The organism is Flagellimonas algicola, from assembly GCF_005937185.1.
In the GTDB taxonomy this organism is placed as follows: domain Bacteria; phylum Bacteroidota; class Bacteroidia; order Flavobacteriales; family Flavobacteriaceae; genus Flagellimonas; species Flagellimonas algicola.
The window spans coordinates 1999991-2012154 of the sequence record NZ_VCNI01000001.1; the positions used below are offsets into that span (position 1 = coordinate 1999991).

Below are 12164 nucleotides of genomic sequence, written 5' to 3' on the forward strand. Positions count from 1 at the left end.
TCTTACGCGTACTCGTCTCCAAATTTATCTTTAACCTTGTTCAAGACCAACTTAATGTCTTGTTGTTTCGATTTAGGGAAAATCAACAAAACCTCTTCTTTGTCCACTATAATGTAGTCTTCCAATCCGTCCACAACAACAATCTTGCCTTTTGGGGAACGGATCATGTTGCCCTTGGCATCTTGTAAAAGCGTTTTACTGTTGACCACGGCATTTTTGGCTTCGTCCTTGTCCAACTTATCATATAGAGCGCCCCATGTTCCTAGGTCGTTCCAATCAAAAGTAGCAGGCAGGGTAAAAATAGCTTGGGAGTTCTCCAAGATAGCATAATCTATGGATATGTTTTCCGCCTTGGGATAGTTTTCAGCAATAAACGTTGACTCTTCCGGGGTGTTATAACAAGAAATCCCGCTTTGAAAGAGATCATACTGTTCTGGCTGATACGCCTTGAACGCATTTACTATGGTCCTGACACTCCACATAAAAATACCTGCATTCCATAGGAAATTGCCTTGCGCCAAAAACTCCTTAGCGGTTTCATAGTCCGGCTTCTCCCTAAATTGGGACACCTTTTTTAGCTTTGCGTCACTACCCTTTTCAAATTCGATATAACCAAATCCGGTGTTGGGAAAGCTTGGCTGAATACCCAGCGTGCATAGTACCTCCTCCTTTTCGCATTTGTCAAAACAAGCTTTTACGTTGTCCTCAAAAGCTTGTTCATCCTCAATCCAGTGGTCGCTAGGAGCCACGATCATCACCGCATTGGGATTCATTTTTTGGATTTTAAGCGAGGCATATAAAATACAGGGGGCCGTATTTCGCATGGCAGGTTCCAAAACCACTTGCTCTTGCGTCGCTTTTGGCAATTGCTCCAAGACCAAATCGTTATAGCGCTCATTGGTAAGAATAAGGATGTTTTCCGTTGGAATGAACCGATTGAGTCGGTCAAAGGTTTTTTGGATCAGCGTTTTCCCAGCCCCGAGCATATCGTGGAATTGTTTGGGATTTTCCGAAGTACTCACTGGCCAAAATCGGGAACCTACTCCCCCGGCCATTAAAACCGCATAATAGTTGTTGTTCATTCTAGGTAGAAATTTATTTTTTTAAAACGGTGGTTCCGCATCCGATGTTATATGCACCGGCTCTACCTCCGCATTTGGTTGGAACAAATATAATCTTCCTGTAGCCAATTCCGTACACTCATAGCGCTTTACCCTTTTGTTACCTATTTTGTAGATTCTGCCATTATGCAGCCTAAAGGTGCTACCCTTGGGAAGTTCGAACACATAACTTTGTTTCCGTTCTTCAGAATCAAAGGCCTTTAACGCAATGGACAAACGAGCATCTGAGCTACTACTTGCCTTGGGATTTTTAAAATGGTTGGCTATAATGGGTAGTAATTGTGATGGAAATATCTCCGGTCGTATAAAAGGAACCATTAAATGTTGAAAAGTCCTTTTCCACTCCTGGCCATGTGGTTTTATCCGTCGTCCAAATTTTTCAATCGCCACCAAATGGGCAATTTCATGGACCAAGGTGATCAACAAGCGGTATTTGTTCAAAGAGGCATTGACCGTGATTTTGTGGGTGCCATCAGGCATTTTCCGATAATCCCCATGCCGGGTATTACGGTGTCCCACAATCTTTAAATGGACTTCATGCTGGCGAATCAGTTCAAGACAAGGATCTACGGCCCGTTCCGGAAGGTATTTTTGCAAAGTGGTATCCACGGACACAAAATTAGAGGTTTTATCAATTGAAACCGGGCATTGGTCAATTTTGGTTCAAAAAGTGTGTCCTAAATAAGTATATTGTTCCTATAAACCATTTCCCATTACAGGATGCAATCTTTGGATTGCCAACGAACCCAACCAAGCATGAAACATCTTCTCCCATTTCTACTGCTAATCGGCTTTTGCAATTGCCAACCTGATGAAACCCAAACCTGGATCATTACGCCTTACCCAAACACCGTTGCTGTTGAACCCGGTGGTTTTGATTTTGATCAAGGAATCAATTTTAAAACATCAGATCCAAATCTAGAAGGAGTTGTTTCCTTTTTTCAGAAAAAGCTGGAAGAAATTGGTATAAGTGTGGAGGCCGAATCCCGTCAAAAAATATATCTGGAACTGGTTAAGGGGGGTGAAGTAAGCCCCGAGGCTTACGTGCTACATATCAACAAAAACAGCATTAAACTTACCGCTTCACATCCCAAAGGGATTTTCTACGGATTGACGACGCTTTGGCAACAATTGAAACTCTCAGGAAATATGTCGGTTCCCTGCGGAGTTGTAGAGGATGTTCCCAGATATGCCCACCGAGGATTTATGCTGGACGAATCCAGACATTTCTTTGGTAAGAAAAAGGTTAAACAGCTTATAGACCTTATGGCCGTGCTCAAGTTGAACACTTTTCATTGGCACCTTACCGATTCCCCAGGATGGCGGGTGGAAATCAAGGCCTATCCAAAACTCACTACTGTAGGTGGAATTGGCAACCACACCAATCCGGATGCTCCAGCCCGTTTTTATACCCAAGAAGACATTAAGGAAATTGTGGCATTTGCTGCCGAAAGACAGGTGGAGATCATTCCAGAAATTGATATGCCCGGGCATGCAACCGCAGCCAACAGGGCTTATCCCGAATTTTCTGGAGGAGGTAGCGAAAAACATCCCGAGTTCACTTTTGACCCCGGAAAGGCAAGCACCTATCAATATTTGACCACCATTCTTAAAGAAATAGCGGACTTGTTCCCGTCCCAGTATATTCATTTGGGAGGGGATGAAGTCCATTTTGGTAACGAAAAATGGAAAACCAATGACTCCATTCAGGCATTGATGCGTCGAGAAAATCTGTCCAGTTTGGTGGATGTGGAACACTATTTTATACGAAGAATGGCCAATCAACTGACCCAAATGGATAAAAAATTGGCAGGTTGGGACGAAATAGTGGAATCCGATGTCTCCAACAAAAGCTCTGTGGTATACTGGTGGCGGCACGACAAGGAAGATCAATTGCAAAAATCCTTGGATATGGGTTACCAGACGGTGCTCTGCCCCAGGGTCCCGCTTTATTTTGATTTTGTGCAGCACGATTCCCATGAAAATGGCAGACGTTGGAATGGGTTTGGTACGCTGGAAGATGTTTATGCCTATCCAGAGAGCACCCATAAATTTACCGACGCAGAGGCTGGACTCATCAAAGGAATCCAAGGAAATCTCTGGACAGAAAAATTTGATTCAGAAATTTGGGTGGATTATATGACTTTCCCTAGAATGGTCGCCTTGGCCGAATCGGCTTGGACTACAAAAAACAACAAAAATCTTGAACGATTCAATACCAATCTATTACCATTCTATGAGTTTTTGGATTCTCAGGATGTTGGATATTTTAATAGTTTAAAGCCAGAGCTTACGCCTGAGCCTTAGAGGTAATGGACTAAAAGCTTTAATTTTCTAATTTTAGACCAGTTGAAATATTGTTTTAAGCGGTTTTGAACCTATATAAACACAATCAAACTCGTAAAATTTCATTCAATGAACATGTCCACCACCCAAATATTTATAGAACTTTTGATTACCGGTTTTGGCGGTTTAATCTGGATTGTCCTAATTGTTTTGGCCGCGGGAGGATTGGAAATAGACTTGATATTGGCTGGTGAGCATTCCAGCATAATATTGTTTCCCTTGGCAGGAATCGCATACATTTTAGGTATTTTGATAGATAGAATTGGATATCAATTATTTAACAAACCCGAAAAAAAGCAAATGCAGAAAGTTTTTAAGAATGAGGAAAAATTGGGAAAGGTGAAACATATGGCCAAATTTATCATGTTGAAATCTGAAAGACTTTCTGGGGAAATCGACTATAACCGAAGCCGACTACGATTGTGTAGATCATGGGTAATTAATTTTTTTTGTATTTCCGTTGCTTTATTGCTTTATATTTTTCTAAACTCCGTCACCAATTCCAAGTTTTTTATTATCCTTTCCATTAGCTGCTTGATATTGTCAATTATCTCAGCAATTGTATGGAGAAAACTCACTAGGGATTACTATATTAATATAGCATCAAGTTATAATCATCTAAAAAAAATAAAAAAACCTGTGTGAAGCAAACCATTACCAAAAACCCCGAAAACCTTGAAATTCTTTATAAGCTTGTTGCCAACGGCTTTTACCAGGGATCTGTGGAAGCCACAAAATTTGAGTTGGTTGGAAAACACAGCACAAACTACAGAATTCTAGGTAGATTGAATGGCGAGGGCAAGTTTGTGGTAAAGGCCGAACCTAAATTCTCCCATAATATTTCCCAAAAAATAATGTTGGCGCTTGGAATTTCCGCTTGCATAATTTTGCTGGTCAAACGCAACTGGATAATTCCGTTATTGATAGCTATCATGGGCTTGGCTTCATTGGCCACTACGCGAAGTAAAAAGAAGCGGGAATTGGACAGGTTTATGGACAGATTTTTGGATTTTGTCCAAAAAGAAGCATCCAAAATCTCCTTGAATTAAATCCTTAAACCTGAAAATCACTCACTTTCAAATATCGCTTTGGCATGAATTGGTGTTCCGTCATCGGTAACTCCTTGCAAGGTGGCTTGATAGGTAGCCGGGAAGTCTGAAGTGTAGAACGAGACCTTTACCTTTCCTTCCGGAGAGAGTTGGACATAGGGTTCCCAACACAGGGTTCTTCTAAAATCTGCCTTTCCACGTTTTGAACCTTTTTTATTGTACACCGGTTCATAAAACTTCTTGGAATTCGCAAAACCCGGATGTACATAAGAAAGGGTTCCCACACCATTTTCCATTGGGGTTTGTTCTTTATAAAAGCGTTCCCTACCATCCAGTGTATATACCGCAATAATCCCATATGCTCCATTAGTGCCGTATATCGCCGTAGTGGCAGGCCTAATGTAGTCCACAAAGTCAATTTCAGGAACAGGAATATCAAAAATGGTTTGTTCTGCAACTGGAAATCCATTCAATAAATAAAAAGGTACTTTGTCATACTGATTTCTAATGTACACTTGCTCCCCAACAACATTTACCCCGGGAATTCTACCTTGCAAGGCCGTCAAGGCATTTCCAATAGGGTTTTTTCTAAATTGTTCATAATCAAGCGAGTATGATGGTCGGGTATAAAGTGCAGCTTTTCGTTTCCGCTTCATGTTGGCATCCTTGTCCAATTTATTATCGGTCACCACCGCTTCTTTAAGTCGAATCAAATCCGCTTCATCCACATTAAAAGGTTTGATTTCCGGTAGCATTACGGGAAAAGCGCTAACATAGTCCACTTCCTTAGATCTTAAAGGCAGAGACTCCATTACCTTGACCTCTGGTGTGCTAAATGATTCCAATTCTATAAAAAAACTGGGGTCGGAACCTCTATTCTTTTTGCTCCTCTTATTTTTTTTGGACAGGGCGTTGGCATATACAAAAATGGATGTGCTATCCTTAAAATGTAGGTTTGTGAACTCAAATTCGCCCTTTTCATTGGTTTCAAAAACATCATAACCCGCTTCCATTCGGTTTTTGTACGCCAGTGAAACCTGTGCCGGAACAGCTTTGTCACGTGAATTGGACTGAACCACCCTGCCTTTCAACGTAATTCCGTTTTCACGGGGAAAACGTAATTCCTCCACTTCATGGTCTATAAAGCTTCGCCAACCTTGGGTCATCATCAAAAAATCCAAGTTTTTTCTCCGCGCAGGATCTTTGGAATTAAAATAATAGGCCGGATTTTCAATTTCTCCCTTGAGTTCAGAAGTCAATAGGAGGTATGTTTTTATATCGATATTGCCCATTCTGGGTGCTGATAAAGCAGTCTCTGAAACCGAAAGGGACATATTCGCCGCAAAATCCGCTGCATCCTCATCTACCTTTATTTCCAAATCCACGAGTTCCCTTTTCCCATATTGCCATTTGGAGGTTTCCATTCCTACCTGTTTGCTATCGGAATGGTGAAAAAACAGACGTTCGCAAATGGGCTGCCCTGAACCATCAAAAAGGGTAAACTGAACAATCCCATCTTTGACCAATTCTTTGGGCAAGGTCACCACAGCATATTGATCCTTCCCCTCAATTTTGGAAGTGGAAATTTTTTCCCCACCTTGAGAAGCTCTCAATTGAAGGCCATTAACACCTTTGGACCTGGAAGATTTGATCTCCACATTATAGTGGGCTCCTCGATCAAACACGTGCATCATGGTTCCCGATACCAGAGCATTGGGCAATGGGTAAGTGAAAGTGTTGCCATTGTATTGAATCTCTGCCAGATACTTTTCACCATTTTGGGGTATGAATGACGTCATTCCCATGCCCAAATGGGAACTGGCAAACTCTGTGATCGTTTTACCGGAACCATCCACAACTTTTCCTCTAATGTTGGTTCCCAATCCATCCGGAGCAACCGATTTGAAACCCATTCTATTGATAAAACCATTAACCAAATTCCCTCCTTCAGGAAAAAATCGAAGATCTGGTTTCTCCAAGTGTAAAACAGCATCTTTTATTTCGGCCATAGGTTTTTCCCCTGTGAAAACCTTTTCCGAGGTAAGCTGCGAACCTCCTCCTATTCGGATATTTTTTCTGAAAAAAGTGGAGTTCCCAAGGTTGCGCATGAAGTTGGTATAGGCCCTAATGGTATACATTCCTTTTGTTGTTTCCACTGGAATTTTTAAATCCCCAGATGCACTTCCCAGCTCTGTTTGGAGCATTCTAGTTATCAAGACCTTATTCTTGGAGTTGATTAGGTCAACATAGATAATTTCATTGGTCGCAAGGGGTTTGTTGGTGCCTGCTTGTACAAGATATGCTTTAAACCAAATACGTTCCCCAGCATAGTAATCCGATCTGTCCATGTGCAGATAAACCTTTTCTCGGTCAGTATTTTGAACAATGGCATCTGAATTGTAGACATTGTTATTGAATGAACTGTATCCTATATGGGAAAAGCAGACCATTCCCAGTGCAAGAAGGAGAAATCGAATTGGCGTTACCATATTTTTGAGTTTTTAGATGTTATGGGACCCTTTAAAAATGCCACAATTTTCGTACCAAATCTTTCACAGTTGTACTAGGGAGTACTGTTGCTCACCTGCAACAATTTCCCATTGTATAATTGGTGTCCCTTTAGCGCGAAATCCCTAATGTATTCAGCCATTTCCAAGGCCGTGACCGGAGCTTCATAACCAGGAAAAGCCTCCGCCAACATTTCGGTCTGCACTGCCCCCAAGGCCAAAACATTAAACCTGGGGCCCGTTTCTTTAAACTCCTCGGCCCAAAGTTCTGTCAGTGTAATTACCGCGCCCTTACTTGAGCTATAGGCGGATAAGCCCGGAAACTTCATACTCCCTTGCACGCCCCCCATGGAACTAATGGTGACCACATGCCCGTTTTTTCCCATTTTTGGAACCACCAATCGGGTCATTTCAGCCACACCAAACACATTTACTTTGTAAACTGCCTCAAATTCTTCTGACGTAATTTCCAAAAAGGGTTTGTTCAATAAGCTTCCTGCATTATTAATCAATACATCCACAGCATCCCATCCTTCAATTATCTGACCCACCTTTTTATAATCCCCGGCTTGGGATAGGTCACAGGACAAGCTGTGTATGTTGGGCAACTTTAAATCGGAACATGGCCCTGCATTACGCGATAAGGCCAGTACTTGATGTCCTTCCTGTCCTAAAAGCTTTACCAATTCGTATCCAATACCACGACTGGTTCCGGTAATGATAATGTTTGCCATATTTAGACCTCTTGACTCCACCCGAGGAAGTATTTATTAATTTATCTTGATTTCTTGGGTTGGCGCATTTGCAATGCCTTCAACAACAGGTAACATTCTGTTCACCAAACTCGCCATATGTCCAAAATCCATCAATTCCACTTCATCCCCCACTTTATGGTAATGGTTGAAGTTTGTAAAATCGAAGGTGCAAAACGTATGGGAAGGGACTCCGAACTCTTTGTGGAACGGATAATTATCAGAACGCTGGAACAGACCATATTTTTTGGCAGTAGGCAGGTAGCCCACCAATTTTTCGTTTGCATATGCATTGCACACCTCAGCTAGGTTTGACATATTGTAACCCGTAATATATACATCGTAACTGGTGCTGTTCAGGGGAACCCCGGTCATTTCGAAGTTAAGCATGGCGTACAGGTTTAGATCTGCCGCCTTTAGCTTTTTGGCCAAATGTTCTGAACCTAACAAACCTTTTTCCTCAGCACTGAACAAAGCAAAAATCAGGCTTCGTTTATTCGTTTTTTTTGTGCTGAAGTATCGTGCCAATTCCATTACAGTTGATGTTCCAGAAGCATTGTCATTGGCCCCGTTGGCAATATAATCTCCATTTTCGGGTGCAATGGTCCCTATATGATCATAGTGGGCACCAACTAAAATATACTCCTTCTTAAGCTCCGGATCGTTTCCTTCCACCACACCTACAACATTATAGGAGGTTTTTTTGTAATTGGTCAAGGTATCCCGATAGGACTCAAAATAAGGTTTAACCTGATACGATTTAAAGTAGTTCTCAATATAGGTAGCGGCCATTGCAATACCCTCACTTCCAGAATCGCGCCCCTTTAAATCATCTGAAGCCAAATAGGTCATAAGATCTCCAATGCGCTCGGAACTGGAGAATGCTGTTGCTGAATTTGTTTTGACCGCGGTTTCTTCCACAACAGAACCTTTAAGCGCATCTGGCCCATCGGGTTTTTCTGAATCTGTAGATGAATAGGTCGGAATTTTTTTGGTGGAACTACAACCCATGACTAGAACCATGAGCAAATAAACAAGTACGTTTTTCATTTTGATGAATTTGTTTTAAAGATAAAAAAAGCATCCTAAAAGGATGCTCTTATATCGATATGTAAAAAACAGCTTTTGACTGCTCCTTCGACTTCCCTTGGGACGTCTGCTGGAACTGACAACTATGCCAGCATGGTCACTGGGTTTTCCAGGTAGGAACGGAGGGTCTGCAAAAATTGCGCACCCGTGGCACCATCCACAGTTCTATGGTCGCAGGCCAAGGTCACCTTCATAGTGCTACCAGGCACCACTTCCCCGTTTTTCACAACGGGCTTATCAACAATGGCCCCTACAGAAAGAATTGCCGAATTCGGTTGATTGATAATGGAGGTAAATTCCAAAATTCCGAACATTCCCAAATTGGAAACAGTGAAGGTACTTCCTTCCATTTCATCCGGTTTGATCTTTTTATTTCTAGCGCGTCCGGCCAAGTCCTTGACAGATGCACCTAGTTGGGTTAGGCTTAGCTGGTCTGCAAATTTAATTACAGGCACCACCAGGCCTTCATCAACAGCAACCGCCACACCCATGTGGACATGCTGCTTGTAGATGGTAGTATCACCATTCCAAGAGGTATTTACCTGTGGATGCTTTTTCAAAGCCATGGCACAAGCCTTCAACACCATGTCATTAAAGGAAACCTTGGTATCCGGTAAATTATTGATTTGAACTCTAGAAGCTTTGGCATTATCCATATCCACCTCAATGGTCAGGTAATAATGCGGTGCTGAAAATTTGGACTCACCCAAACGCTTGGCAATCACTTTGCGCATGGTAGAATTTTTCACTTCTTCCTGACTTTCTTCACCTACCGCCAAAGGGATGGGTACAATAGGAGCGGAAGCTGCAGGTGCTTCTACTTTTTCTGTAGCTGGAGTAGGTTTTGTTGAAGGTTGATAATTCTCTACGTCCCTTTTGATGATTCTTCCATGATCACCTGAACCCGCAACATCAGCCAAATTGATTCCTTTGTCGCTAGCTATTTTTTTTGCTAACGGAGAAGCCAAAACACGTCCGTTTTGCGAAGGCGTAGTTTGCGCAGTTGCTTCTGAGGCCACAGGAGCAGCAGGGGCTTTCTCGGCCATAGGAACACTTTCTGCAACAGGAGCACCGGCAGGGGCACTCAACACAGCGTTTACATCAGTACCTTCAGGGCCAATAACTGCCAACACCTCATCTACAGGTGCTGATTCACCTTCCTGGATTCCGATATGCAATAAAATTCCCGAATAAAAGGATTCGAACTCCATAGTGGCTTTATCCGTCTCAATCTCGGCTAAAATATCTCCTTCTTCTACCGAATCGCCCACTTTTTTTAACCAGGATGCCACAGTTCCTTCTTCCATGGTATCACTTAAACGGGGCATTTTTACAATTTCCACGCCCTCAGGAGTGGCCGCAGCGACAGGAGCAGCGGTAGCTACTGTTGCAGTTTCGGCCACAGGAGATGGGGCCTCTTCAACAGTCGCCGTGGTACTTCCACCAGCCAACAATGAGGATATATCCTCCCCATCTTCACCAATGATGGCAAGAAGCGAATCCACAGGAGCGCCGTCTCCTTCAGCAATACCAATATGCAGTAGTGTTCCTTCATGAAAGGACTCAAACTCCATGGTGGCCTTGTCCGTCTCGATCTCTGCCAAAATATCTCCTTCCTCTATTTTGTCCCCTACTTTTTTAAGCCATTTTGCCACGGTACCTTCTTCCATGGTATCGCTTAAACGGGGCATGTTGATCACTTCTGCCATTTACCTAAAGTTTATGTTGTAAAAATGGATAATCTTCTTGTTCGTATACGGTATCGTAAAGTTGTTGAATTGGAGGAAAATCAGATTCCTCGGCAAACTTCTCACATTCAGATACCAAATCCTTCACCCCTTTGTCCATTTCCTTGATTTCATCTTCTGAGGCATAGCCTTTTTCCAAGATGATATCTTTAACCTGGGTAATAGGATCAATTTTTTTGTATTCCTCTACTTCTTCCTTGGTTCGGTAGTGCTGTGCGTCAGACATAGAATGACCTCGGTAGCGGTAGGTCTTCATCTCCAAGAATGTTGGCCCTCCACCAGTTCTGGCTCGCTCAATGGCCTTGTCCACTTCTTTTGCCACAATCGCCGGATCCATACCATCCACAGGACCACACGGCATCTCATAGCCCAGACCCAATTTCCAAATATCAGTAGTATGTGCGGTACGCGCTACAGAAGTACCCATTGCATAGCCGTTGTTTTCACAAATAAATACTACAGGAAGTTGCCACAGCATGGCCAAATTGAACGCCTCGTGCAAGGAACCTTGTCTTACAGCCCCATCACCCATATAACATAGAGTTACAGAATCTCTCTTAAAATACTTGTCCGCAAAGGCCAATCCAGCACCTAATGGAATCTGCCCACCTACAATACCATGACCTCCGTAAAAACGATGTTCTTTGGAAAAAATATGCATAGACCCACCCATACCTTTGGAGGTACCTGTTACCTTTCCGTAGAGTTCGGCCATTACCTTTCTTGGATCAACGCCCATTCCTATAGGTTGCACATGGTTACGATAGGCCGTGATCATACGGTCTTTGGTCAAATCCATGGCATGCAGGGAACCTGCCAAAACAGCCTCTTGACCATTATACAAGTGTAGAAAACCTCTAACTTTTTGTTGAATATATACAGCGGCGAGTTTGTCCTCAAACTTTCTCCAGAACAACATGTCCTCGTACCACTTTAAATAGACTTCTTTGGTAATTTTTTTCATCAACGGTTGAATTAAACGAAATGTCCCTGTTTGGGAGAACAGCAAAAATACATATATATCTGTTTTGTAAAAAGAATTGGATTAAGAATCACTCAAAAATGAACTACTGAAGGCCAGGGGCAAAATATCGGCCACGGAAGCGCATTTATAAATGGGTCCTGTTTCTCCGCGAAGCATAATGGAAATAGGTGTTCTTTGTCGCTGCTCATATTCGATAATGGACTGCCTGCAATTGCCACATGGAGCGGCTGGTGAATCCACCACATAATCTTTGGAAGTTGCTGTTATTGCTATAGCTTTAATTGCCACACCTGGGTATTTAGCCCCGGCCTGAAAAACCGCTACACGTTCCGCGCAAAGTCCTGACGGGTAGGAAGCATTTTCTTGGTTATTGCCTATAACTATTTCCCCATTTTCCAACAGCACAGCGGCACCTACCTTAAAATTGGAATATGGGGCATACGCATTTTCCCGAGCATCTTCAGCAGTGCTTAACAATTTTTGCTCGATTTGTGACAGTTCCTCTGGCTTTTCAAAGATGGAGAGTTCGAAACTTATTTGTTGCTTCTTCATAAGCTGATGTGGGTA

Annotated in this window: 11 protein-coding genes; 3 read left to right on the forward strand and 8 right to left on the reverse strand. The window is 42.6% G+C overall.

The features are described 5' to 3' along the window. Window positions 1–2 precede the first annotated feature (2 nt). Window positions 3–1082: a mannose-1-phosphate guanylyltransferase gene (locus tag FGG15_RS08795; protein ID WP_138835273.1), complete on the reverse strand. Its 1080-nt coding sequence runs from the start codon at window positions 1080–1082 to the stop codon at window positions 3–5. Window positions 1083–1103: 21 nt separating this feature from the next. Continuing rightward, window positions 1104–1730, reverse strand: coding sequence for a SprT-like domain-containing protein (locus FGG15_RS08800; RefSeq protein ID WP_138835275.1), 627 nt, complete (start codon window positions 1728–1730; stop codon window positions 1104–1106). 147 nt (window positions 1731–1877) lie between these two features. Between FGG15_RS08800 and FGG15_RS08805 the strand changes: the two genes are divergently transcribed. The 3 genes from FGG15_RS08805 to FGG15_RS08815 all read left to right on the forward strand — a co-directional run bounded on the left by FGG15_RS08805 (window position 1878) and on the right by FGG15_RS08815 (window position 4516). After that, window positions 1878–3428: a beta-N-acetylhexosaminidase gene (locus tag FGG15_RS08805; protein WP_161991943.1), complete on the forward strand. Its 1551-nt coding sequence runs from the start codon at window positions 1878–1880 to the stop codon at window positions 3426–3428. A gap of 114 nt (window positions 3429–3542) precedes the next feature. Continuing rightward, a complete protein-coding gene (locus tag FGG15_RS08810; protein WP_237561781.1) occupies window positions 3543–4112 on the forward strand; it encodes a hypothetical protein in 570 nt (189 codons plus the stop codon). Then, on the forward strand, window positions 4109–4516 hold the full coding sequence (locus FGG15_RS08815; RefSeq protein WP_138835281.1) for a hypothetical protein: 408 nt from the start codon (window positions 4109–4111) through the stop codon (window positions 4514–4516). The genes FGG15_RS08810 and FGG15_RS08815 overlap by 4 nt, the downstream gene beginning before the upstream one ends. A gap of 17 nt (window positions 4517–4533) precedes the next feature. Here FGG15_RS08815 and FGG15_RS08820 read toward each other — a convergent pair whose 3' ends face one another. The 6 genes from FGG15_RS08820 to cdd all read right to left on the reverse strand — a co-directional run bounded on the left by FGG15_RS08820 (window position 4534) and on the right by cdd (window position 12149). Beyond that, window positions 4534–7005, reverse strand: a complete 2472-nt coding sequence (locus FGG15_RS08820; protein ID WP_138835282.1) for a TonB-dependent receptor — start codon at window positions 7003–7005, stop codon at window positions 4534–4536. Between the two features lie 74 nt (window positions 7006–7079). Continuing rightward, window positions 7080–7757, reverse strand: a complete 678-nt coding sequence (locus FGG15_RS08825; protein ID WP_138835284.1) for an SDR family oxidoreductase — start codon at window positions 7755–7757, stop codon at window positions 7080–7082. 36 nt (window positions 7758–7793) lie between these two features. Beyond that, complete coding sequence (locus tag FGG15_RS08830) at window positions 7794–8825, reverse strand: M28 family metallopeptidase (protein WP_138835286.1); 1032 nt, start codon at window positions 8823–8825, stop codon at window positions 7794–7796. Between the two features lie 122 nt (window positions 8826–8947). After that, complete coding sequence (locus FGG15_RS08835) at window positions 8948–10573, reverse strand: pyruvate dehydrogenase complex dihydrolipoamide acetyltransferase (RefSeq protein ID WP_138835288.1); 1626 nt, start codon at window positions 10571–10573, stop codon at window positions 8948–8950. 4 nt (window positions 10574–10577) lie between these two features. Continuing rightward, the gene (gene pdhA / locus FGG15_RS08840) at window positions 10578–11576 is read right to left on the reverse strand and encodes a pyruvate dehydrogenase (acetyl-transferring) E1 component subunit alpha (RefSeq protein WP_138835290.1); all 999 of its coding nucleotides are present in this window, start codon (window positions 11574–11576) and stop codon (window positions 10578–10580) included. Between the two features lie 81 nt (window positions 11577–11657). Then, on the reverse strand, window positions 11658–12149 hold the full coding sequence (gene cdd, locus FGG15_RS08845) for a cytidine deaminase (protein ID WP_138835292.1): 492 nt from the start codon (window positions 12147–12149) through the stop codon (window positions 11658–11660). Window positions 12150–12164 lie beyond the last annotated feature (15 nt).

Coding starts and splice junctions, on each gene's coding strand:
- FGG15_RS08795 (WP_138835273.1), bottom strand. CDS start 1,082: ATGAACAACAACTATTATGCGGTTTTAATGGCCGGGGGAGTAGGTTCC.
- FGG15_RS08805 (WP_161991943.1), top strand. CDS start 1,878: ATGAAACATCTTCTCCCATTTCTACTGCTAATCGGCTTTTGCAATTGC.
- FGG15_RS08810 (WP_237561781.1), top strand. CDS start 3,543: ATGTCCACCACCCAAATATTTATAGAACTTTTGATTACCGGTTTTGGC.
- FGG15_RS08820 (WP_138835282.1), bottom strand. CDS start 7,005: ATGGTAACGCCAATTCGATTTCTCCTTCTTGCACTGGGAATGGTCTGC.
- FGG15_RS08825 (WP_138835284.1), bottom strand. CDS start 7,757: ATGGCAAACATTATCATTACCGGAACCAGTCGTGGTATTGGATACGAA.
- FGG15_RS08830 (WP_138835286.1), bottom strand. CDS start 8,825: ATGAAAAACGTACTTGTTTATTTGCTCATGGTTCTAGTCATGGGTTGT.
- FGG15_RS08835 (WP_138835288.1), bottom strand. CDS start 10,573: ATGGCAGAAGTGATCAACATGCCCCGTTTAAGCGATACCATGGAAGAA.
- pdhA (WP_138835290.1), bottom strand. CDS start 11,576: ATGAAAAAAATTACCAAAGAAGTCTATTTAAAGTGGTACGAGGACATG.
- cdd (WP_138835292.1), bottom strand. CDS start 12,149: ATGAAGAAGCAACAAATAAGTTTCGAACTCTCCATCTTTGAAAAGCCA.